This is a genomic window from Stutzerimonas decontaminans, assembly GCF_000661915.1.
Classification (GTDB): Bacteria; Pseudomonadota; Gammaproteobacteria; order Pseudomonadales; family Pseudomonadaceae; genus Stutzerimonas; species Stutzerimonas decontaminans.
In genome coordinates this window covers 424,260-447,400 of record NZ_CP007509.1, presented here as the reverse complement: position 1 = coordinate 447,400, position 23,141 = coordinate 424,260, and the positions used below count along the sequence as shown (strand labels likewise).

16 protein-coding genes are annotated in these 23,141 nt (G+C 61.6%); 3 read left to right on the top strand and 13 right to left on the bottom strand.

Going from position 1 to position 23,141, the window contains the following annotated elements:
- Position 1: 1 nt before the first annotated feature.
- From UIB01_RS02020 to glnE, 12 genes are all read right to left on the bottom strand, one after another.
- Positions 2-1,138, bottom strand: a complete 1,137-nt coding sequence (locus UIB01_RS02020) for a glycosyltransferase (protein ID WP_038656389.1) — start codon at positions 1,136-1,138, stop codon at positions 2-4.
- Positions 1,125-2,879, bottom strand: coding sequence for a carbamoyltransferase family protein (locus UIB01_RS02015; protein WP_038656386.1), 1,755 nt, complete (start codon positions 2,877-2,879; stop codon positions 1,125-1,127). Before UIB01_RS02015 ends, UIB01_RS02020 begins: the two co-directional genes overlap by 14 nt.
- Positions 2,880-2,891: 12 nt before the next feature.
- Positions 2,892-4,337: a lipopolysaccharide kinase InaA family protein gene (locus UIB01_RS02010; RefSeq protein ID WP_038656384.1), complete on the bottom strand. Its 1,446-nt coding sequence runs from the start codon at positions 4,335-4,337 to the stop codon at positions 2,892-2,894.
- A complete protein-coding gene (locus UIB01_RS02005; RefSeq protein WP_038656382.1) occupies positions 4,334-5,080 on the bottom strand; it encodes a lipopolysaccharide kinase InaA family protein in 747 nt (248 codons plus the stop codon). Before UIB01_RS02005 ends, UIB01_RS02010 begins: the two co-directional genes overlap by 4 nt.
- Positions 5,077-5,811: a lipopolysaccharide kinase InaA family protein gene (locus tag UIB01_RS02000; RefSeq protein ID WP_038656380.1), complete on the bottom strand. Its 735-nt coding sequence runs from the start codon at positions 5,809-5,811 to the stop codon at positions 5,077-5,079. The genes UIB01_RS02005 and UIB01_RS02000 overlap by 4 nt, the downstream gene beginning before the upstream one ends.
- Positions 5,811-6,767 carry a glycosyltransferase family 9 protein gene (locus UIB01_RS01995; protein WP_038665319.1) on the bottom strand — a complete coding sequence of 319 codons (957 nt, stop codon included), beginning with the start codon at positions 6,765-6,767 and terminating at the stop codon, positions 5,811-5,813. Before UIB01_RS01995 ends, UIB01_RS02000 begins: the two co-directional genes overlap by 1 nt.
- A gap of 8 nt (positions 6,768-6,775) precedes the next feature.
- Entirely contained in the window at positions 6,776-7,582 is an 807-nt protein-coding gene (gene rfaP / locus UIB01_RS01990) for a lipopolysaccharide core heptose(I) kinase RfaP (protein ID WP_038656378.1), read from the bottom strand.
- Positions 7,583-7,625: 43 nt separating this feature from the next.
- Positions 7,626-8,747, bottom strand: coding sequence for a glycosyltransferase family 4 protein (locus UIB01_RS01985; protein ID WP_038656376.1), 1,122 nt, complete (start codon positions 8,745-8,747; stop codon positions 7,626-7,628).
- Complete coding sequence (gene waaC / locus UIB01_RS01980) at positions 8,747-9,748, bottom strand: lipopolysaccharide heptosyltransferase I (protein WP_038656374.1); 1,002 nt, start codon at positions 9,746-9,748, stop codon at positions 8,747-8,749. Before waaC ends, UIB01_RS01985 begins: the two co-directional genes overlap by 1 nt.
- Complete coding sequence (waaF, locus tag UIB01_RS01975) at positions 9,749-10,783, bottom strand: lipopolysaccharide heptosyltransferase II (protein WP_038656372.1); 1,035 nt, start codon at positions 10,781-10,783, stop codon at positions 9,749-9,751.
- 78 nt (positions 10,784-10,861) lie between these two features.
- Complete coding sequence (gene ilvE, locus UIB01_RS01970) at positions 10,862-11,785, bottom strand: branched-chain-amino-acid transaminase (RefSeq protein ID WP_038656370.1); 924 nt, start codon at positions 11,783-11,785, stop codon at positions 10,862-10,864.
- Positions 11,786-11,834: 49 nt separating this feature from the next.
- Positions 11,835-14,780, bottom strand: coding sequence for a bifunctional [glutamate--ammonia ligase]-adenylyl-L-tyrosine phosphorylase/[glutamate--ammonia-ligase] adenylyltransferase (glnE, locus tag UIB01_RS01965; protein WP_038656367.1), 2,946 nt, complete (start codon positions 14,778-14,780; stop codon positions 11,835-11,837).
- 269 nt (positions 14,781-15,049) lie between these two features.
- On the opposite strand from glnE, the gene aceE reads away from it, so the two are divergent.
- Complete coding sequence (gene aceE, locus UIB01_RS01960; protein WP_038656365.1) at positions 15,050-17,695, top strand: pyruvate dehydrogenase (acetyl-transferring), homodimeric type; 2,646 nt, start codon at positions 15,050-15,052, stop codon at positions 17,693-17,695.
- A gap of 27 nt (positions 17,696-17,722) precedes the next feature.
- Entirely contained in the window at positions 17,723-19,726 is a 2,004-nt protein-coding gene (aceF, locus tag UIB01_RS01955) for a dihydrolipoyllysine-residue acetyltransferase (RefSeq protein ID WP_038656364.1), read from the top strand.
- A gap of 101 nt (positions 19,727-19,827) precedes the next feature.
- On the opposite strand, the gene UIB01_RS01950 is transcribed toward aceF, so the two are convergent.
- Positions 19,828-20,316, bottom strand: a complete 489-nt coding sequence (locus UIB01_RS01950; RefSeq protein ID WP_038656362.1) for a hypothetical protein — start codon at positions 20,314-20,316, stop codon at positions 19,828-19,830.
- A 149-nt stretch (positions 20,317-20,465) separates the two neighbouring features.
- On the opposite strand from UIB01_RS01950, the gene UIB01_RS01945 reads away from it, so the two are divergent.
- A complete protein-coding gene (locus tag UIB01_RS01945) occupies positions 20,466-23,138 on the top strand; it encodes a bifunctional diguanylate cyclase/phosphodiesterase (RefSeq protein WP_038656360.1) in 2,673 nt (890 codons plus the stop codon).
- Positions 23,139-23,141: the final 3 nt, after the last annotated feature.

Genomic DNA, 23,141 nt, shown 5'->3' with positions numbered 1-23,141 from the left:
CTCACTCCTTAACCGCGGGCAGAACCGACAGATTCCAAAAACGTTTGCGCGAAGCTTGGTCGGAAAAAACTTCGGCCAACCGAGCCGCCATCATGCCGCGAAGTTGCAGGGTGTCTCCAGTATTCGCTCGGCGCTCGAGTGTCGCGGCCAACTCCTGCTCATCCTTTAGAGCGAACAGCTCCCCGATGCCCCCAACCACCTCCTTTCCGCCCCCGGAATCTGTGCATGCCACAGGGACACCCGCGGCCATAGCCTCCAACAGAACCATGCCGAACGGCTCATGATCTGAGGTAAGAACGAACACATCGAATGCCTTGAAATACCGTCGCGCGTGCGGGACCTGCCCTAGAAAACGCACAGACTGAGATATCCCAAGTTCAGCAGCCAAACCCTTCAGCACCTCTTCCAGCCCGCCGCTACCCGCAATCACCAGCAAGCTGGCCACCGGTAAACCAGGTAAGGCCAGTGCGAAGCCCCTAATAAGGGTTGCCTGATCCTTATCGGAGTGCAAACGCCCAACATTACCGACAACCCAAACATCCTGAGGCAATCCAAGAACTGCTCGCGCCTCCTCCTTGGATACCTGCTCAGCTTGCACCGCAGCTATATCGATACGGTTGTATAGCGTCTCGATACGCTCGGCCGACCAGTCTGGTAGACAAGCGCGGATGTCGTCGCGTACAGCGTTGGAAACGCCCAGCAAAGCCAGGCGCTTTCGATAGAAATTGGCAAACAGCTGGCGCGACCGACGCTGGTAATCGCCAAAGGCATGGTGAACGCCGATCACCGGCAGCTCGGTGCCCAGCAATGCCACGTAGATCGGTTTGAAGCGATGAGCGATACAGAACGCGAAGTTGCGTGTTCTGGCCAGTTTGCGGATATCCAGGATCGCTCGCAGTTTTAGACCGCGGACGTCGCGACTGCTGTAATTGAGAAAGATCACTTCATCAGAAGCCGAACCTTGCACCACCTCTTCGCTCGGTGCGCCTGTCAGATAGACGGTACAGACCTTGTAAGGGGTACCAACGAAAAGCGCGGCGTATTGCCGCGCACAATCGAGAAAAGGTCCATCGTAGCCATGGCAGAACTGCAGAACCCATCGCTGCGCCTGACCAGGCGACAGTTCAGATGCTGTCATACCAATCCTTGCCATCCTTCACCACCAATACATCTTCCATGATCAGGTACTGCAGATCCGAGCCATAGAACATGTTCAGCGCATCGGTCGGCGAGCAGATCATCGGTTCGCCGCGGCGGTTCAGCGAGGTGTTTAGCGACACGCCGTTACCGGTCAGCTTTTCCAGCTCCAGCATCAGATCGTACCAGCGCGGATTGTGACGGCGCTCCAGCACCTGGGCGCGGGACGTTCCGTCCTCGTGAACCACTTCGCCGACGCGCTCCTTCCAGCCTTCGTTGACCTCGAAGGTGAAGGTCATGAACGGGCTTGGATGGTCGACCTTGAGCATTTGCGATGCCACGGTATCGAGCATTGATGGGCAGAAGGGCCGCCAGCGCTCGCGGAACTTGATCTGCTCGTTGATGCGATCGGCCACGCCAGGGACGCTCGGACAGCCGATGATTGAACGCCCACCCAAGGCCCGCGGACCAAATTCCATGCGACCCTGAAACCAGGCGACAGGATTGCCGTCGGCCATGATCCGCGCGATGCGTTCAGGCGTATTGGTGATTTGTTTGAATACCGGCTTATTCGGATGCTTGGCGCAAGCGGCAATAACATCCTCGTTGGAGTACGACGGACCGAGATAAACGTGCTCCATCTTCTCCACCGGCACGCCGCGCTGGACCGATACATAAGCCGCAGCACCAACCGCAGTACCGGCGTCACCAGAGGCTGGCTGAACGAACAGCTCTTTGACCTCGTCGCGGGCGATGATCTTCTGATTGAGCTTGACGTTCAGCGCGCAACCGCCGGCGAAGGCGATCTTGCCGGTCTCGCGGATAATGTCGCCCAGGTAGTAGTCCATCATCTGCAGCGCAAGCTTTTCGAACAGCGCCTGCATGGCGGCCGCGTAATGGATGTAGGGATCGTCGGCGATATCGCCTTCGCGCTTGGGCCCCAGCCACTCGATCAGCTTGGGCGAGAAGTAGTAGCCCTTACCCTTCTCCTTGTAGCGACGGAAGCCGATGACGTTGGCGTAATCGGTGTTGATGGTCAGTTCGCCGTTCTCGAAGGTCGCCAGGCGCGAGAAATCGTACTTGGCCGCGTCACCGTAGGGCGCCATGCCCATCACCTTGAACTCGCCATCGAGCATCTCGAAACCGAGGTATTCGGTGATCGCACCGTACAGCCCACCCAAGGAATCCGGGTCGTAGAATTCCTTGATCTTGTGGATCTTGCCGTTCTCGCCCCAGCCAAAGAAGGTGGTGGCGTATTCGCCCTTGCCATCGATGCCAAGGATCGCGGTCTTCTCGGTGAAGCCCGAGCAATGGTAGGCACTGGAGGCATGAGCCAGGTGATGCTCGACCGGCTGCAGCTTGACCTTTTTCAGGTCGAAGCCCAGCTGCTGCAGACACCATTCGATGCGCTTCTTGTAGCGGTAGTAGCGGCGGTTGCCCATGAGGATGGCATCCAGCGCACGATCCGGTGCGTACCAGTAGCGCTTGGCGTAGTGCCAGCGCGCCTTTTCGAAGATGCTGATAGGCGCGAAAGGAATCGCCACCACGTCGACGTCGGACGGTTTGATGCCCGCCTGCTCAAGGCAGAACTTGGCGGATTCGTACGGCATGCGGTTCTTGGCATGCTTGTCACGTACGAAGCGCTCTTCTTCGACGGCGGCGATCAGCTTGCCGTCGATGTAGAGAGCGGCAGAAGGATCATGACTGAGGGCGCCGGAAAGGCCGAGAATCGTCAATGCCACGGGTATTGCCTCTTAATCTTCGATGCTGGTGCCGGGCACCGCGGGTAAACGTTGGTCAAGCAGCCGGTACAGGGCGCTGTCGGTTGGCCAGTTGCGCAGGAACCGCGCGCGGTCCTTGGCATATGCTCGGGCGAAGCTGGCGTCGCTGCCATGCTGCTGAACCGCATCGAGATCGATGAGTGCCCAGCCGCCTTGCTCCCAGAACACATTGTGCCCTTTCAGGTCGCCATGGCTGATACGTTCGCGAATCAGCACTGCGAACAGCCGATCGAGGGCGAACAGTTCCTCCTCGGGCGGACAGTCATTCAGGTATGGCTGAAAACGCGCGATTATATCTTCTCCGCGCAGCAATTCGGTAATCAGCCATGCCGGCCCGCGCATCCACAGCCAGCGTCGCTCGATGACCGCCAGCAATCGCGGAGTGGCAATTCCGAGAAAGTCGAGCCGATTGCCCTCGACCCAGCTGTGCCAGGCCCGGCTCGGCCGCCAGAAGCGCTTGAGCCAATGCAATGGATTCTTGATGTTGTAGCGCTTGATCAGCAGTGCGCGGCTGTCCAGTTCGCATTGCGCAACGGTGGCTGCGCCGCCGGTCTTGAACAGTTTGCCCTTGGCGATGAACGCATCCGGGTCGGCAAGCACGACCTGCAAGCCTGCTTCCTCATCGCGCCTGATGACCTGCGCACCGAACGCACCGATACGCGCGCTGAAGAGACTGCAATCGCGCGCGACCTTTTTGAGGTAATCATTCAGACGCCAGGCGCGGGTCTTGCGGATTTCCTTGAGCAACGCCTCCAGTGGCAGCGCGTGCTCGCTGTTAGCGAGCAGGTAGTGCACCAGCAGCTCTTCGATGAACGGCTCGATTTCGGCCGGTAGCTGCGCGAAGAAGACTCCGAGATTCTCCAGCACCTGCTCGCGAGACAAAGGCTGCCCGGGTGTCTCTGCCCTCACGCCGCCACCGTCGACCACATAGAGCCGCCCGTCGGCCCTGAGCAGATTGTCCAGATGCAGATCCGCCTGCCAGAGGCCTTGCGTATGCATCCTGGCGATCAGTTCAAGCGCCTCACCGAGTACGTCTCGCTGCCCATCCGAGAGGGCATGCTCGGCCTCTACCGAGCGCCAGGCATCCCACAGGCTTTCGGAGGAATCGAGCCAGTCGAATAGCAACCAGCCACCTTCGCCCTCCTGCCAACCCTGAGCGACCAGTGATGGCGTAGGCAACTGTTGGTCCGCCAGCAGCTGCGCGCCAGCCATCTCACGCTGATGATGACGCTGCGCTTTGCCGCCCACCATCAGCTTGGCCAGGACCTGGCGGCCGTTCCAAAGTGCTCGGCCGACGTAGCGCTGGCCGGGCAGGATGCGCAGCCAGCAGTCAATATAGAGAACCCCGCCGCCGGGTAACTCGACTTGCGCAGGGCATGCGGGCTGTCGCCCTGCGCCGGCCAAATCGGACAGTTTCATCCGCGGGCCTCCTTGGCTTCGTGTCGCCGCTGCAACTGCAGCTGCCATGGCTCAATCTGGCGAGGATCGTCCAGATAGGCATTCAGCAGATGCCGCACGCCTTGCTCACCGATGCAGCTTGCACGTCGCACCAGCGGTTCTAGATCCTTGATGCGATCACGCCGTCCTAACAGGAGAGGACGAGTCTTCTCCAAGTCGATTAGGCAGGCCTGCCAGTCACCGCCCTGCTCGCGGAGGAAGATGTGCTTCGGATAGAAGCAGCCATGCATCTGTCCGGCCTGATGCAGGGTGCGCGCCAGCCTGCCGACCGCGCCGATGATGGCCTGGCGATGAGATTCGTCCAGCTCAGGCCATCGCTTCAGCCAGCCTTCCAGATCCATCCAGCCATCCAGCGCACGCGTCAGGAGAATAGCCCGCCTGTCGCCACCGACCTTGCGCTGCCCGAAGAAACTGGCCTGTAACGCCGGCACGCCAAGCTGCGCATAACGACGGATATTGCGAAACTCTCGGGCAAACGTTGGCTCTCCAAACGGGTGCGCCAATGTGCGAGTCAGATGATTGCTCTGCCGCTTGAGGTAGAACGCCGAGTCGTCAAGCTCCAGCCGGAAGACACTGCTCCAGCCGCCGCGCTCGACGTTGGGCTCATCCACCGCCGTTAACTGCACTGACCAGAGAGCATCGAACCCCGCCAAGCCGTGACGCTCCAGCGTCGCGCGATCAGCCTGTGCAATGAAATCGTTCATTCCCGCCCCTGGAAATAATTCAGAATCTGCTGGATGCGCGGCTTGTCCTTCTCAACCAACCGCTTTCGCTGGCAGTACTGCAGATAGAACCGCAGGCGCTGGGTTCGGCTGAGCTGGTACTTGGCAACCTTGTCCAGACAGGCCAGGTCCTTGATGATGCGCCGCTGTAGAAACGGACCGCGCCAGAACGCGCCGGTCGGACAGTCGATCAGGTAAAGGCGGCGCTGCGGGTCGACCAACAGATTGCGCCACTTGAGATCGTTGTGAGCAAAGCCCCGGTCGTGCATCGCTCGCGTCGAACGCGCCAGCTGCAGGCTGACTTCCTGTACCCAGCGGGGATCGCGAAGGCGAGCATCGTGGTTGGCCGCCAGCAACGCCAGATCGTCCGTCTGCTCCAGCTCCCGGGTTATAAGCGCGCCTCGTAGGAATGCCCCGCCGCGCCGCTCCATGCCGTAAGCCACGATCGGCGCCGTCGGAATGCCCCAACGACGAAAGAGCATAAGGTTCTGCCACTCCGCCTTTACCCGCGGCCGACCGATAAATCGGCGTAACCCTTTGCCCGCGCCGGAATAACGTTTTACGTAGTAGCGCACACCGTTGCGCTCGACTCGAATGACCTCCGATAAGGGGTCTTTCGTCAGACGCTCGCCTTTGAGGGCAAACACAGCCTTCAGGCTGCCAAACTCGCCGTCCAGATCGAGGTAGGCTGGATCCAACGTCCAACTTGCCATCAGCGGCTATATCCCAGACGCTTGCTGATCCGCCAAATCGGGATGAAAGGCCGCCATATGTAACGCCCCAGCAACTTGAACGAAACGATTGGCGCCAACACTTCGTTGCGCGTATTGAAGCCCGGCCGCCATACGAAACCAGTGTGCTTACGCGTAACCGTAAAGCTCTGCAGCCCCAGCAGCGAACCGAGATGGCCGCCGCCAGAATCATTACTGACAACTACCGAGCAATTGACCAGAAAGTCCATCAGCGCACGCACATCGGGAAATGTGCGAATGGAAAAACCTGGAAAACACCGGGCCAGAACTTCGATCTCGTGAGGCATCCCAACGATTTCGACCAACCAGCCCCGCTTTTGCAAACGCTGAGCCAGCCAACGGAATCCCCTCGTTGTGTAGTTTTTCTTCGCGTGAGGGGTAGTGGGGAATATTGCTACGCGCCTTTTTGAATCAGCGCAGTGCTTCGAGAGGTCGACGTTAATCGGGGCGTCGCTCCGCAAGCCGAAAACTGTCGCGGCATACTCATCTACCCACCCCACCATGGTTAGCCCTGCACGTGAGCTTTGACAAAGCGCACGGCTCGCTCCAGCAAAGACGTGATCGCCTACGACGACTTCTCGGCCGTCCAACTTAAGTGCAGCAGGCAGCTTCTTCGCCGTGACGAAGCAGATGTTCCGTTCTTCCAGTACCCGATCTAGCGAATCTGGATGGCAAGTCAGCCAGTTGATGTAGCAAATGACCAGATCTGCTTGGGTGCACAGATGCAGCAGATCGACTTGTTCACTCAGCTCTACCTTCAACCAGCCAAAATACTTCTCAGCTGGCTTGAGCAAGCTACTTACAAAGCGTACTTCCGCACCGGCAAGATGAAACAACCAAGCCAAACGCAAATATATCGTCACGTCACCTAGAGCAGGGCAGGGAGCAATAACAACGCGCCTGCCGTTCCATTCCATCTCAGTCCTCAAAGCGCATCTCCATAGCGCTGCTTGCGCGCCTGCAACTTTTCGGCCTTGCGCTGTAACCAGGCCAACATCCCCGCTTCTTTGCGCAGGATCTCTCGTAATGGATGCTGAAAGTAATCACGTAAAAAACGCAGCTTGTCACCACGGGTCAGGCCGATTTCGAGTGCCGAGAAGTACAGCCCGGCCAGGTCCTTGTCGCGCCAGCGCCGCGGCGTCTGGGTGCGAGTCTGGGCACGGTGCAGATCGATCAGCGACAGGCGGAAATCGCTCGCCGTCACCGGCTTGTCGGTATGCAGCAGAAAGTGACAGATGTAGAAATCGCGGTGGTTGACGCCGGCGCGGTGCATGGTACCGGCCATGCGCGCGACTGCGGCAATCAGTGCGCGCTTTAATGCTGGCGGCGGCGGTTGTTCCAGCCAGTTTGCCGAGAAGTCCTCCAGGCTAATGGTGGGGGCCAATTCTTCTGTGATGATGAACGAATGCTGCTTCGCCGGATTGCCGCCACGCTCGCCATAGGCAACCGCGGTCATGGTCGGCACCCCCGCTTCGTGCAGCCGCTGAATCGCTCGCCACTCCTGGCCGGCGCCAAGTACGGGCGCCTTGGCCGTCAGCAGATTCTTGGCGATCTCGCCCCAGCCGATACCACGATGGATCTTGACGAAGTATCCGCGCCCATTGACCTCAGTGCGCAGCGTGCGACGGCCCTCCAGTTCGCGGTAGACCTGGCCCTGCAGGCGCTCGACCTCGACGAAGGGATCCGTGCCATGCCAGAGGCTCTTGAACGGTTCCGATAGCATCAGACGCATGGGGCCTCCGCCAGTCGACAGGTCACTGACTGACCGGCGACAGTCATGAGCGCTCCCCCAGAATCACATCAGCAGCTTTCTGCGGCATCGAATAAAGATCGGCCGTGTCGGCAAAGGCCAACGCATTGTGCCTCCAGACCGCGCGCTGCTGATCATCGGCCAGCATCTGTGCCAGCAGTCGATCGAGGATGCTCTGCTCGAATGGGCTAGGCACCACGCGACCGCAGTCGGCGTCGGTGATGTAGTGCGCATAGCCACATACATCAGTGACCAGCACTGGCAGCCCGGCGACCAACGCCTCCAGCAGCACGGTACCGGTATTCTCGTTGTAGGCCGGATGGATCAGCAGATCGGCGCCCAGCAGAAAACGCGGGATATCGCTGCGCCCCTTGAGGAACTCGACCATGCCGGAAACGCCTAGCGCCTTGGCCTGCAGCTTGAACGGCTTGGGGTCGTCCTGACCGATCACCAGTAGGCGGGTGCGCTGGCTCAGCTCGCGTGGCAATGCGGCGAGCGCCTTTAGGCTGCGATCCAGCCCCTTGGTCTTGAAGCCGGAGCCGATCTGCACCAGCAACAGTTCTTCGGGCCTAACCTCGAACTCATCTCGAAACTCGGCACGGATCTGCGCGGTATTGGCCGGCGCGCGGCGGTCTAGGGCAATGCCGGGCGGCAGCAGGTGAAAGCGCTCAGCGGGCGTGCCGTAGTGTTTGACGAACAGCGGCTGCTGCACCTCAGAGATCATCAGGATCTCGGTCTTCGCCTCGGGCGCGAACACAGCACGCTCATACTCGGCGAAATGCTTGTAGCGGCCCCAGCGGCGGTAAATTGGGTTGCGCAGGGTCTGCGCCTTGTCCTCGAAGCATGGGTCGGCCGCGTAATAGACATCCAGTCCCGGCATCTTGTTGAAGCCGATCACCCGACCCACCGGCCGCTTGGCCAGATCGGCCTCGACCCAGGCGGTGAAGCGCTCGTTGCGGGTGTGGTTGAACAGCGCCTTGACCGGCGCGATCAGCACTTCGAAGCCGTCCGGCACCTCACCTTCCCAGATCATCGCGTAGACGCGGATTGAATGGCCGCGACGCTGACATTCAAGGGCAATGCGCATGAAATCGCGCTGCAGCCCGCCGAAGGGGAAATACTTGTAGAGAATGAACGCCAGTTGCATCAAACGGACTCCGGGGCCCGCAGCAGGGCTTTCAGTTCGGTGACGACACGCTCGGGGCGCAGATCGTCGAAACAGGGCTTGTGCCGATCACCGCGACCGGCGTTCGGTCCGCTGGCGCACAGGTGCACCTGCGAGCGCCCATAGGCGCCGACCCGCCCGGGCAGGGTCGGACCATAAAGCGAAATGCTCGGCACATCCAGCGCAGCAGCCAGATGACCAAGGCCGGTATCCACTGCGACACAAGCCCGCGCACCAGCGATGACCCGTGCAACACCGGCCAGATTGAGCTTCGGCAGCACCGCTGCATTGGCCACTCCGCTGACGATGCGTTCGGCCCGCGCCTTCTCCTCGGCATTACCCCACGGCAGGCGGATCGCCCAGCCGAAATCGCTCATGCGTTCGGCCAGCTCGCGCCAGTAGGTTTCCGGCCAGTGTTTGCTCGGCCAGGTGGTGCCATGCAGGAACAACAGATAGGGCTGATCACTCGGTGCAGCCATCTGCTCGCGATTCAGGCCGTAGTCGGCAATGCTCTCCGGCAACGGATAACCAAGGGCCTGGGCGAACAGCTGACGCACTCGTTCCAGCGCATGCTGATCACGCGGCACGGCGTAACAGCGGTCATAGAAGCGTGCGGCGATGGGCTCGCGGGCCGAAGCACGGTCCAACCCGGCTACCGGTGCCTTGACGTAGCGGGTCAGCCAGGCGCTTTTGAGCAAGCCCTGGGCGTCGATCACCAGGTCGTAACGACCTTCGCGCAGACGCGCCTTGAAGCGTCGCCACTCGCCGCTGCGCAGGGTATCGATCGGATGTTTGCGCCAGCGACGAATCGCCACGGGAATCACCTGCGCCACGGCCGGATGCCAGGCCGGGATTTCCGCAAAACCCTCCTCCACCACCCAGTCGAACTGGATGCCGGGTAACGCGCGCTGCGCGTCGGTCAGCGCCGGCAGCGTATGCACGACATCGCCCAGCGACGAGGTCTTGACCAGCAGGACCTTCAATCAGCGTACCTCGACCGACTGCGGAGCCAGACGATCCAGCGCCTCGATCACCGCACGCGGCTTCAGCTCGCGCATGCAGTTGTTGTGGCCGAAGCGGCAGGTGCGCTCGAAACAGGGACTGCAGTCAAGGCCCAGGCGCACCACTTCGACCTGCTCGGAAAGCGGCGGAGTGAAGGCTGGCGAAGTGGAGCCGTATACGGCCACCAATGGCCGAGCCAGCGCGGCGGAGACGTGCATCAAACCGGAGTCGTTGGACACCACCGCATCGGCGCAGGAGAGCAGGTCGATGGCCTCGGCCAGACTGGTTTCACCGGCCAGGTTCACCGCTTCTTCGCGCAACCCAGGAATCAATCGCGCGAGAATCTCCTCGCCCACCGGATGATCGTTTTTCGAGCCGAACAGCCAGACCTGCCAGCCGTCACGGATTTTCAGCTCGGCGACCTTGCCGAAGTGTTCCGCCGGCCAGCGCTTGGACTCGCCGAACTCGGCGCCCGGACAGAGCGCCAGTACCGGACGATCCAGGCTCAGACCGAAACGCGCCAATGCCGCATCGCGGGTCACCGGATCAATCCGCAGCGAAGGATTTGGGTACGGTCTGGGCAGCTCCGCGCCCGGTTCGAAGGCCAGCGCCATGAAGCGCTCGATCATCAACGGATAGCGTTGCTTGTCGAGCTTGCGCATGTCGTTGAGCAGGCCGAAGCGCATTTCGCCGCGCCAGCCGGTGCGCTTGGGAATACCGGCGAAGAACGGCACCAGCGCCGACTTCAACGAATTGGGCAAGAGGATCGCCTGCTCGTACTGACCGCGCAGACTCTGCGCCACCTTGCGCCGGGTCGCCATGTCGAGCACGCCGTGTCCCACCGGAAAGCTCAGCGCCTGACGCACCTCGGGCATGCGCTCGAGAATCGGTCGGCTCCATTCAGGCGCCAGCACATCGATCTGGCAGTCGGGATGGCGCTGTTTCAGGCAGACGAACAACGTCTGCGCCATCACCATGTCGCCAACCCAGCTGGGTCCCACAATCAGTATGTTCATAAGCTCTAAGCCATAAGCTGAGGGGCTGGAAGCGTGGCCGGCAAGCGAGTCATGCGTTGCCGGCTCCCAGCGCCAGGCTTACTTGACCAGTGTCCGCCATTCGGCATGCGCCGCGGTCTTGCCGGAGACCAGATCGAAGTAGGCCTTCTGCAGCTTTTCGGTGATCGGTCCACGACGGCCGATGCCGATGGCGCGGCCGTCGACTTCGCGAATCGGCGTGACTTCGGCGGCGGTGCCGGTGAAAAAGGCTTCGTCGGCGATGTAGACCTCGTCACGGGTGATGCGCTTCTCGACCACCTTCAATCCATGCTCGGCGGCCAACGTCAGCACGGTGCCACGGGTGATGCCGTTCAGGCAGGCGGTGACTTCCGGGGTGTAGATCACGCCATCCTTGATAATGAAGATGTTCTCGCCCGAACCTTCGGCCACGTAGCCTTCCGGATCCAGCATCAGCGCTTCGTCAGCGCCGCCGGAAATGGCTTCCTGCAGCGCCAGCATCGAGTTGATGTAGGCACCGTTGGACTTGGCGCGGGTCATGGTGATGTTGACGTGGTGACGGGTGAAGGAGCTGGTGCGCACCTTGATGCCCAGCTCCAGCGCCTCGTCGCCCATGTAGGCACCCCAGTGCCAGGCGGCGACGATCACGTGCACTTTCAGGCCGCTGGCGCGCAGGCCCATGCCTTCGCTTCCGTAGAACACCATCGGGCGGATGTAGGCGCTTTCCAGATTATTCTCGCGCACTGCGGCGCGGGTCGCCTCGTTGATCTCTTCCTTCGAGTACGGCATCGGCATGTTCATGATGTGTGCCGAATCGAACAGGCGGTCGGTGTGCGCCTGCAGGCGGAAGATCGCCGTACCGTCCGGGGTGCTGTAGGCGCGTACGCCTTCGAACACGCCCATGCCGTAGTGCAGGGTATGGGTCAGCACATGGGTGGTCGCATCACGCCACTGCACCAGTTCGCCGTCATACCAGATGACGCCATCACGATCGGCCATCGACATCGTTGCCAGCTCCTCAGAATTCGAATTTGCCAGTAGCCCGACGAGGGGCTCAGCTTAGGCCCAACTCACGCCAGATACGCATGACAGCGCGGCGCTCGTCGTGGAATTGATCCCCACTCACCACTCCGGGCTGCTTCTGCAGTGATTGCCGGTGGGCTGCGGCGCGGTAGGCCTTGTAGGCGTCCTGCAGCAGCCGAACCTCATCGCCGGTCATCAACCCGGCCTGCTCCAACCCATCGAGAATGCGGATGTTATCGGTATAGCGCAGCAGTTCGGGATGCTGGTGCGACCACGCCAAAGCCGCGTATTGCACCATAAATTCGATATCCACGATACCACCGGCGTCCTGCTTGAGATTGAACTCGGCAGCGGCGTCGAAGGCCTGCTCGGCGGTTCCCGCATGCGTCGCGCGGGTGCCGAGGTTGTCGCGCATCTTCGCGCGCATGTCGCTGACTTCGCGACGCAGCGCATCCAGGTCGCGCTCGCGACCGAGCACACCAGCGCGCACCCGCTCGAAGTCGGCAGTCAGCTGTGGACAACCAACCAACACCCGCGCGCGCACAAGCGCCTGGTGCTCCCAGGTCCAGGCTTCCTGACTCTGGTAGCGCTCAAAGGCGCCAAGGGAGCTGACCAGTAGCCCGGAAGCGCCGGACGGACGCAGGCGCATGTCCACCTCATAGAGCTGGCCGGAGGTGGTCTGGGTGGTGAGCAGATGGATGATGCGCTGGCCCAGGCGAGTGAAGAACTGCGCGGTGTCGATGGGCTTGGCGCCATTGGTCTCGGCGGCAGGGTCGCCGTCGTGGATGAACACCAGATCCAGATCGGAACCGTGACCGAGCTCGATGCCACCGACCTTGCCGTAACCAACGATGACGAATGCAGGATCGCAGAGCGTGCCATCGCTGCGCTGGGGCTGGCCATGACGCGCGACGGTGTGGCGCCAGGCCAGGGTCAGCACTTCTTGCAGGATCGCCTCGGCCAGCCAGGTCAGGTAGTCGCTGACCTTCATCAACGGCAGCGTGCCGGCGATCTCCGAGGCGGCAACGCGCAGCCGGTGCGCCAGTTTGAAATGCCGCAACGCCTCCATCTGCTGTTCGAGGTCGTCCTCAGGGATGCGCATCAGCCGCTCGCGCAGCTCGGCGGCGAGCTCGGGCGCCAGCGGCGGACTGTAGAGGCGCCCGGCGTTGAGCAGCTCGTCGAGCAGCAGCGGGAAGCGAGCGATCTGCTCGGCGATCCACGGGCTGGCCGCGCAGAGCTCCAGCAGTCGCTGCAGCGCCCCGGGATTTTCGGTCAGCAATACGAGATAGGCCGAACGCCGAGCCACCGCCTCGACCAATGGCAGCACGCGCTCGAGCACCAGATCCGGGTCGTCCTGCTCGACGGCCTGTGCCAGCAAACGAGGAATGAAGGCATCCAGGCGCTCGCGACCGAGACGCTGCATGGTCCTGACCTGGCTGGCATTGCGCAGTGCAGCAAGACGCTGACAGGCAGCCTGACCATCACGAAAACCGGCTTCGGACAGCTGTCGGCAGGCGAATTCCTCGTCCCAGTCCTGCTCCCACAGGGGCAGCCACTCGCCACCGACCAGCGCCTCGCCTTCGGCATTCTCGTCCTCGTCCGGGTCGGCGATGACTTGGCGGAAATGCCAGTCGATACGCCCACGCCAGTGCAACAGCTGCTCGTGGAAGGCCTGCCAGTTGTCGAAACCAAGCATGAAGGCGACCCGCGCACAGTCCACGTCAGTCTCCGGCAGCATCTGCGTCTGGCGATCGGCGATGGCCTGCAGCGCGTGCTCGGTATAGCGCAGAAACTCGTAGCCTTCGCGCAGCTCCGTCACCGCTGCGCCCGGCAGATAGCCCTGACCTTCCAGTGTCGCCAGCACCTTGAGCAACGGCCGCTGCTGCAGGCTGAGATCGCGCCCGCCGTGAATCAGCTGAAACGCCTGGGCGATGAACTCCACCTCGCGGATGCCACCGGCACCCAGCTTGATATTCGAAGCCATGCCCTTGCGCCGCACTTCCTGCTGGATCAGCTGCTTCATGGTGCGCAGCGCTTCGATAGCGGAGAAATCCAGGTAGCGCCGATAGACGAACGGCCGCAGCATCTCCAGCAGCTCCTTGCCGGCCTGCTGATCACCACCGATAACACGCGCCTTGATCATCGCGTAGCGCTCCCAGTCGCGCCCCTGATCCTGGTAGTACTGCTCCAGCGCGTTGAAGCTGTAGACCAGCGGACCGGACGAGCCATAAGGACGCAGGCGCATGTCGACGCGGAAGGCGAAGCCATCGACGGTGATGGCGTCCAGCGACTTGATCAGCCGCTGGCCAAGGCGGACGAAGAACTCCTGATTGTCCAGCGAACGCTTGGCGCCGACGGTTTCGCCGCCCTCCGGATAGCCGAAGATCAGGTCGATGTCGGAGGACAGGTTCAGTTCATGGGCGCCCAGCTTGCCCATGCCGAGAATCACCATGTGCTGCGGGTTGCCGCTACGCCGCCCGGTGGGCACGCCGAACTGTTCGCAATGACGCACGTACAGCCAGTGATAGGCCAGATCGACACTGGCATCGGCGAGATCGGAGAGGTCGCGACAGGTTTCGGCAAGCTCGGCCTGACGGGTCAGGTCGCGCCAGATGATCCGCACCTGCTGGCGCGTGCGGAAGCGGCGCAGGGTCAGCGCCAGGGCATCCTCGCTATCGCACGCAGCGACCTGCTCACTCAGCGCGTTACGCATCTCGGCGGGCGCGAGCGATCTGCCCAGCCAGCCCTGCTCGGCCAGCTGCAGCAACATCTGCGGATCTCGGCTAACCTGTTCGCTGACGAAGTCGCTCGCCGCGCAGACCCGGTCGAACGCCTCGCGCTGCTCCGCCAGCCAGGCGCGGCAACGTGCCGCAATGGCATCCGACAGGCTGCCGGCAGCAGCGAGGAACGACTCTTCGGCACGACTGACAAAAGGCAGAAGCGAGGGCGGCAATGCAACCAGCGATGGCAGACTCATTGAGGTTTCCTTCACAGCAGCAACACAGTGAAACCGCGCGATTCAGAGCCTCGCAAATGCCTTTCTCAGGAAATTGCCAGCGCCGCTGATCTGTAGTTTTACTACTAAAGAGTATTTCAGGGGGCTGATCCCGACGTCATTTTGTAGTAAAACTACAGACGCCCGGTCCTACCCCCGGCACTCGTCCAAGAACATTACACGCACCGGCCCACAAAGCCGGTCGCGAACAGGCAACCGATTCTGGAAGCCTTTCCGCCATGGAGCAAGCCATGCAAGATCTCGATCCCGTCGAAACCCAGGAATGGCTGGACGCCCTCGAGTCCGTCCTCGACCGCGAGGGTGAAGACCGCGCTCACTACCTGATGACCCGGATGGGTGAACTGGCCACACGTAGCGGCACCCCGCTGCCCTACGGCATCACCACGCCGTACCGCAATACCATCCCCGTCACCCGCGAAGCCAAGATGCCTGGCGACCTGTTCATGGAGCGCCGCATTCGCTCCCTGGTCCGCTGGAACGCACTGGCCATGGTGATGCGTGCCAACCTCAAGGATCCGGATCTGGGTGGCCACATCTCCACCTTCGCGTCCAGTGCGACGCTCTACGACATCGGCTTCAACTACTTCTTCCAGGCGCCGACCGAAGAACACGGCGGCGACCTGATCTACTATCAAGGCCACGCGTCCCCCGGCATCTACGCCCGCGCCTTCCTCGAAGGCCGCCTGAGCGAAGAGCAGATGCTCAACTTCCGCCAGGAAGTCGATGGCAAAGGCCTGTCGAGCTACCCGCACCCGCACCTGATGCCGGACTTCTGGCAGTTCCCGACCGTGTCGATGGGCCTCGGCCCGATCACCGCGATCTACCAGGCGCGCTTCATGAAGTACCTGGAAAACCGCGGCTTCATTCCGAAGGGCAAGCAGCGCGTCTGGTGCTTCATCGGTGACGGCGAGTGCGACGAGCCGGAAACCCTCGGCGCCATTTCCCTGGCCGGCCGCGAAAACCTCGACAACCTGGTGTTCGTCATTAACTGCAACCTGCAGCGTCTGGACGGCCCGGTGCGCGGCAACAGCAAGATCATTCAGGAACTGGAAGGCGTGTTCAAAGGCGCCAACTGGAACGTCAACAAGGTGGTCTGGGGTCGTCTGTGGGATCCGCTGTTCGCCGCCGACGAAGACGGCCGCATGCAGCGCCGCATGGACGAGGCGATCGACGGCGAATACCAGAACTACAAGGCCAAAGACGGCGCCTATGTGCGCAAACACTTCTTTGGTGCTGACCCTGAGCTGCTCAAGCGTGTCGAGAGCATGTCCGACGAGGAAGTCTGGAAGCTCAACCGCGGCGGCCACGATCCGTACAAGGTCTATGCGGCCTATCATCAGGCGGTCAACCACAAGGGCCAGCCAACGGTCATTCTCGCCAAGACCATCAAGGGCTACGGCACCGGTGCCGGTGAGGCGAAGAACATCGCCCACAACACCAAGAAGGTCGATATCGACAGCCTGAAGAAATTCCGCGATCGCTTCGATATCCCGGTCAACGATTCGCAGCTCGAAGAGCTGCCGTTCTATCGCCCGGCCGAAGACAGCGCCGAGATGCGCTACCTGCGCAAGTGCCGCGAGAAGCTTGGTGGTTCTCTGCCGCAGCGCCGGCCGAAGAGCTTCAGTATCCCGACGCCGCCGCTGGACACGCTGAAAGCCGTGCTCGACGGTTCTGGCGACCGCGAGATTTCCACCACCATGGCCTTCGGCCGGATTCTCTCGCAGCTGGTCAAGGACAAGGATCTCGGCAAGCGCATCGTGCCGATCCTCGCCGACGAGGCCCGCACCTTCGGCATGGAAGGCATGTTCCGTCAGCTGGGCATCTACTCCCCGGTGGGGCAGCTGTACGAGCCGGTCGACCGCGATCAGGTGATGTACTACCGCGAAGAAAAGGACGGCCAGATTCTTCAGGAAGGCCTGAACGAAGCCGGTGCGTTCTCCTCGTTCATCGCCGCAGGTACCGCTTACAGCAACTACAACCAGCCAATGCTGCCGGTATACATCTTCTACTCGATGTTCGGCTTCCAGCGCATCGGCGACCTGGCCTGGGCGGCCGGCGATGCGCAGACCCGCGGCTTCCTGCTGGGCGGCACATCTGGGCGTACCACGCTCAATGGTGAAGGCCTGCAGCACGAGGACGGCCACAGCCACATCCTCGCCAGCACCATCCCCAACTGCCGCAGCTATGACCCCACCTATGGCTACGAGCTGGCGGTGATCATGCACCACGGCATGCACGAGATGATGGAGCTGCAGAAGAGCGTCTACTACTACATCACCGTGATGAACGAGAACTACCAGCAGCCGGCCATGCCGCAGGGTGTCGAGGACGGCATCATCAAGGGCATGTACCTGCTCGAAGAAGCCAAGGGCGACTTCAAGCACCGCGTACAGTTGCTGGGCTCGGGCACCATCCTGCGTGAAGTGCGTGCTGCGGTGGACATCCTCGCCAAGATGGGCGTCGGCGCCGACGTCTGGAGCGTGACCAGCTTCAACGAACTGCGACGCGATGGCCTGGCGGTCGATCGCTGGAACCGTCTGCACCCGACCGAGGAGCCGCGCAAGAGCTACGTCGAGCAGTGTCTGGAAGGCCGCGAAGGCCCGGTAGTGGCCTCGACCGACTATATGAAGCTGTTCGCCGATCAGATTCGCCAGTGGGTTCCGTCGCGTGAATACCAGGTGCTCGGCACTGACGGCTTCGGCCGCAGCGACTCGCGCGCCAAGCTGCGTGACTTCTTCGAAGTCGACCGTCGCTGGGTTGCCGTCGCGGCACTGCAGGCACTCGCCGATCGCGGCGCCATCGAACGCACCGTGGTGGCCAACGCCATCACCGAGTTCGGTATCGACCCCGAGAAGCGCAATCCGCTGGATTGCTGATGCTGCGTGCGCACAGGAGAACCTATTGTGAGTGAAACCATACGCGTACCCGACATCGGCAGCGGTGAGGGTGAAGTAATCGAGTTGTTCGTCAAGGTCGGCGACCGTATCGAAGCCGACCAGAGCATCCTGACGCTGGAGTCCGACAAGGCCAGCATGGAAATCCCTGCGCCCAAGACTGGGGTCGTGAAGGCCTTGAAGGTCAAGCTCGGCGACCGCCTGAAAGAAGGTGACGAGTTGCTCGAACTGGAAAGCGAAGAACAGGACAGCGAGGCGCCGGCGCAAGCCGCTGCCGAGCCAGCCGGCGCAAGCAGCGGCGGCCCTGCCGACGAGACCGAGGCCCCCACGCCTACAGGCGATGAGAATCCGTCAGCTTCGGCTGAGGAAGGCGAATCGCAGGAGATCAAGGTTCCGGACATCGGCTCCTCCGGCAAGGCCAGCGTGATCGAGATATCAGTGAAGGCTGGCGACACCATTGCCGCCGAGCAACCGCTGATCACTCTCGAGTCCGACAAGGCCAGCATGGAGATCCCCTCCCCAGCCGCCGGCGTTGTCGAGAGCATTTCGGTCAAAGTGGGCGACGAAGTTGGTACCGGCGATCTGATCCTGATTCTCAAGGGCGCCGCCGCGAGCAAGCAGGCCGCCGCCAGTGCTCCGGCCAGCCAGGCACAAAGCCCGGCCAAGGAGAAACTGACCGAGCAGGCGGCAGAAGCACCCGCCGAAGCTGCCGGTGAGTCCGTGGAAGAGGTTCGTATTCCGGACATCGGTTCCAGCGGCAGCGCCAAGGTCATCGAAGTCATGATCAAGGCCGGCGACAGCGTCGAGGCGGACCAGTCGCTGATCACCCTTGAGTCCGACAAGGCCAGCATGGAAATTCCGGCGCCCAAGGCGGGCGTGGTGGAATCGCTGTCGATCAAGGTGGGTGACGATGCCAAGACCGGCGATCTGATCCTGACCCTCAAGGTTCAGGGCTCCGCACCTACGAAAAAGGCCGAGGTCACGCCGCAAGAGGCCGTTTCCCAGCAGCAGGCCGTCGCACCGAACAAGCAGGGCGTACCGGAGGCCAAGGCCGCGGCGACGCCGGCTCCGGCCGTCAGCGGTCCGAGCAAGGCCGGCACCAAGGTTCACGCCGGGCCGGCGGTTCGCATGACCGCGCGCGAGTACGGCGTCGACCTGGCCGATGTTCCGGCCACCGGTCCCAAAGGCCGGATTCTCAAGGAAGATGTCCAGGCCTACGTGAAGAACATGCTGCACAAGGCCAAGCAGGCTCCGGCCGAAGGTGCCTCGGGCGGTGCCGGCATTCCGCCGATCCCGGCCGTGGACTTCAGCAAGTTCGGCGAAGTCGAAGAAGTCTCGATGTCACGCCTGATGCAGATCGGCGCAGCCAACCTGCACCGCAGCTGGCTGAACGTACCGCACGTGACCCAGTTCGAATCGGCCGACATCACCGAACTGGAAGCCTTCCGCGTCTCTCAGAAGGCTGCCGCCGAAAAGGCCGGCGTCAAGCTCACCGTGCTGCCGTTGCTGCTTAAAGCCTGTGCGCACCTGCTCAAGGAGCTGCCGGACTTCAACAGCTCGCTGGCGCCGAGCGGCAAGGCACTGATCCGCAAGAAATACGTGCACATCGGTTTCGCGGTGGATACGCCGGACGGCCTGATGGTCCCCGTGATCAAGAACGTGGATCAGAAGAGTCTGCTGCAATTGGCTGGCGAAGCGGCCGAGCTGGCAGAGAAGGCGCGCAGCAAGAAGCTCTCGCCTGACGCCATGCAGGGTGCCTGCTTCACCATTTCCAGCCTCGGCCACATTGGCGGCACCGGCTTCACGCCGATCGTCAACGCGCCGGAAGTGGCGATTCTCGGGGTTTCCAAGGCCACGATGCAGCCAGTCTGGGACGGCAAGGCATTCGAGCCGCGCCTGATGTTGCCGCTCTCGCTGTCCTACGATCACCGTGTGATCAACGGCGCAGCGGCGGCGCGCTTCACCAAGCGTCTGTCGGAGCTGCTGGCGGACATCCGTACGATGCTGCTGTAAACATCTGCGACTGACAAAAAACGCCGCGTTCTCTCACGAGAATGCGGCGTTTTTCTTCAGATGCTCTTGGAATGCCGGCAAGTGGGGAGCTGGCCGCTGTGTCAGCCCTTTTGCAGATTGCGGATCAGGAACGACAACGCCTTCGCCAGCTCTTCTGCACCCTTGGGGTCGCGCAGGATAACCACCAGCGGCAGGCCGTCGACCGGGCTGTTTACGGAACAGCTAGGCCCCTGCGCAGGACACTGATACTGCAGGTAGGGATCGAGGCCGAACACCGACAAGCTGCGATTGCGCACAGCGACGCCGCCATTGTTGCCGCGCACCTCCTCACGGATACGTAACTCACCCGGCGCAGCCACGCTCAATTCGTAGATAAAATCCTGGGGGTTGGTCTGACCGACTTGATAACCGGCCCGCAACGCATAGGTGTCCAGCAAGCCATTGCTGTGCGCCAGAAGGGCCTCGCGATCACTGGTGGTGAGATAAAGCTTCTTCAATTCAGCCAGGTAATGAGCCGATTCGTCAGAACCGAACTCGATCGGCTCTGCGGCCATCACTGGCGTGCCGATCGCCCAGAAAACCGAGACCATCACTAACTTTGCAAGTCGACTTGTCAGTCCCTGTCGCATGATGCACCCTTGCCGAAATTAATATTATTTAGCCATCGTCCTTCACTGGAACGGTGCCTGGAGCCCGAGCCAGCCCGACTCCGTGGAGCATACTGGAAGCCAACCGCTCGATGAAAATACATACCGATGCCGCCAGCCGCCTGGCGACCGAGGTTGTGACGCAGTTGCCAGTGCCTTCACGGCTCGGCATGCTGCGTTTCGAGCGGCTGAACGAGTCCAGCTGGACGCTGCTATTTCTCGACCCCGCCTGTGAGCGGTTGCTCGGCGTGTCAGCCAGCGAGCTCTGCTCGCTGATCGACTCGCCGTACGCGAGTCTGATGGAGCCCAGCGCTCGTCATCAACTGCATGAGGAAATCCAGCAACAACTCGCCAGCCGAAGCCATTATTCGGTCAACTACCGGCTGCATACGCCCGAGGGCGTACAAGACATTACCGAGCTGGGTGAGGTCTGGCAGCAGTACGGCAGGGAAATGCTCAGGGGTTACCTGATGGCGGGCCGGCAGCCCGACTCGGATCAGGACCTCAGAGCCCAGAACGCACGATTGCGTTCCACACTACAGCAGCATCAGCAAACTCAGGACGAGCACATCGAGCACATGCTGCGTTCGCGCACCCAACAGGGACTTATCGTCAAACTGGCGCGGCACCGATACAGCTCTGCTAATCCGCAGCTGGAAGCCGCGCAGCTGATCACCCAAGCTGCCTGTGAAGTCTACCAACTCGACCGCGCGGCAATCTGGCACCTGAACGGCACCCATCTCGAGCCCGTCGCCTGCTATAGACTCGGCAGCGCCAGCTATGAGGCGCTGCCAGAACTGGATCTGGCACCCTTTCCTCGTTACCTGCAGGCCCTGCAAAGCGGCCGCGCTGTCGATGCGCAGGAGGTCTCGCAGGATCACCGCACCTGCGCCTTGAGCGAGTATCTCCATCGCCCGCAAGGCATCCGCTCAACGCTCGATGCCAGCATTCGGGTCGGCGGTGAGGTGATTGGGGTGTTGAGCTTGCAACACGCCGGTCAGCCGAGGACATGGCAAGCTGACGAGATCGCCTTTGCCGGAGAACTGGCCGACCAGTACGCACAGGTGCTGGCGAACCAGCAGCGTCTCAGCGCCACGCATATGCTCAGCCTGTTCCAGCGCGCCGTAGAACAGAGCGCCAGCGCCTTCATTCTGGTCGACCGGGAGGGCCGCGTGGAGTATGTCAACCCCGCCTTCACCAGCATCAGCCAGTTTTCCTCAGCCGAGGTGCGCGGCCAGCGCCTGACCGACCTGAAAGCCCTGGAAAATCTCAGCGAGCTGCTATTCGATACCTCATCGGTGCTCGCCCATTCCAACAGCTGGCAAGGTGAATTCCGTTCACGGCGCAAGAATCTGGAGCCGTACTGGGGCCAACTGTCCATCTCCAAGGTGTTCAACGAAGAGGGCGTTCTGACCCACTACATTGGCATCTACGAGGACATTACGCGCAGCAAACTGGCGCATCAGCATATCGAGCGCCTCGCCTATACGGACAACCTGACCAACCTCGGCAATCGACCGTACTTCATCCGCAGCCTCGAAGAGCGCTTTGCCGCTGGCGCCGAGCCCAGGCTTTGCTTGCTGCTGGTGGATATCGACAATTTCAAGCGAATCAACGACAGCCTGGGCCACCAGACCGGCGACAAGCTGCTCACCTGTCTCGCTCGCCGATTGCGTAACGGCCTCAGTCAGCAGAGCGTGCTCGCGCGTTTTGCCAGCAATGAATTCGCGCTGCTGTTCGACGACATGATGCTGGATGAGGGGCTGCGGCTGGCCGATCAGGTTCTGCGTGTGCTGGACAAGCCGCTGTTCGTCGACAAGCAGCTGATCAGCGTCAGCGCCTCACTGGGTCTGGCCTGCTCGCCACAGCACGGTCATGACCCGGAAACGCTGATGAAACATGCCGGGCAGGCGCTGCACAAGGCCAAGGCCAACGGCAAGAATCAAGTGCAGATTTTCACCGAAGCCCTGCACGCCGAGGCCAACTACAAGCTGTTTGTCGAAAACAACTTACGACGCGCCCTTACGCAGAACGAGCTTGAAGTGTTCTATCAGCCAAAGCTGTGCCTGCGCAGCGGACAGCTGCAAGGACTGGAAGCCCTGTTGCGCTGGAACCATCCCGAAAAAGGCATGATCCGCCCGGACCAGTTCATCGGCGTCGCTGAGGAAACCGGCCTGATCATCCCCATCGGTAAGTGGGTACTGCGCGAAGCATGCCGCATGGGAGTGAGATTGTCGGCATTGGGTCTGGGCAAGCCACAAATAGCGATCAACCTATCACCCAAGCAATTCTCCGACCCGGACTTGCTTGGCTCGATCGCCGCCATCCTTCTGGAAGAGCAGCTTCCGCCAGCGCAGCTGGAGCTGGAGTTGACCGAAAGCCTGCTGCTCGACGCAACAGAAGAAACGCGACAACAGCTGATAGGGTTGAAGGCATTAGGCCTGACCCTGGCCATGGACGATTTCGGTACCGGCTATTCCTCGCTCAGCTATCTGAAGAAATTCCCCATCGACGTGATCAAGATTGATCGCAGCTTCATCAAGGATATCCCCGGCAATCAGGACGACATGGAGATCACTTCCGCGGTCATTGCCATGGCTCGCAAGCTGCATCTCAAGGTCGTCGCCGAGGGCATCGAAACAGCCGCGCAACTCAAGTTCCTCCGTCATCACCGTTGCGACATCGGCCAGGGCTATCTGTTTGACAAGCCGATCCCCGGCAACATTCTCAGCGACGCCCTACGCCGCTACCCACGCTGGCACTGAGCT

Excerpts from the sequence above, each read along its gene's own strand:
- UIB01_RS01995 (WP_038665319.1), bottom strand. The coding sequence starts at position 6,767 with ATGGAATGGAACGGCAGGCGCGTTGTTATTGCTCCCTGCCCTGCTCTA.
- UIB01_RS01945 (WP_038656360.1), top strand. The coding sequence starts at position 20,466 with ATGAAAATACATACCGATGCCGCCAGCCGCCTGGCGACCGAGGTTGTG.
- UIB01_RS02020 (WP_038656389.1), bottom strand. The coding sequence starts at position 1,138 with ATGACAGCATCTGAACTGTCGCCTGGTCAGGCGCAGCGATGGGTTCTG.
- ilvE (WP_038656370.1), bottom strand. The coding sequence starts at position 11,785 with ATGTCGATGGCCGATCGTGATGGCGTCATCTGGTATGACGGCGAACTG.
- UIB01_RS02005 (WP_038656382.1), bottom strand. The coding sequence starts at position 5,080 with ATGAACGATTTCATTGCACAGGCTGATCGCGCGACGCTGGAGCGTCAC.
- UIB01_RS01985 (WP_038656376.1), bottom strand. The coding sequence starts at position 8,747 with ATGCAACTGGCGTTCATTCTCTACAAGTATTTCCCCTTCGGCGGGCTG.
- UIB01_RS01950 (WP_038656362.1), bottom strand. The coding sequence starts at position 20,316 with ATGGTCTCGGTTTTCTGGGCGATCGGCACGCCAGTGATGGCCGCAGAG.
- rfaP (WP_038656378.1), bottom strand. The coding sequence starts at position 7,582 with ATGCGTCTGATGCTATCGGAACCGTTCAAGAGCCTCTGGCATGGCACG.
- UIB01_RS02000 (WP_038656380.1), bottom strand. The coding sequence starts at position 5,811 with ATGGCAAGTTGGACGTTGGATCCAGCCTACCTCGATCTGGACGGCGAG.
- aceE (WP_038656365.1), top strand. The coding sequence starts at position 15,050 with ATGCAAGATCTCGATCCCGTCGAAACCCAGGAATGGCTGGACGCCCTC.
- waaF (WP_038656372.1), bottom strand. The coding sequence starts at position 10,783 with ATGAACATACTGATTGTGGGACCCAGCTGGGTTGGCGACATGGTGATG.
- glnE (WP_038656367.1), bottom strand. The coding sequence starts at position 14,780 with ATGAGTCTGCCATCGCTGGTTGCATTGCCGCCCTCGCTTCTGCCTTTT.
- UIB01_RS02010 (WP_038656384.1), bottom strand. The coding sequence starts at position 4,337 with ATGAAACTGTCCGATTTGGCCGGCGCAGGGCGACAGCCCGCATGCCCT.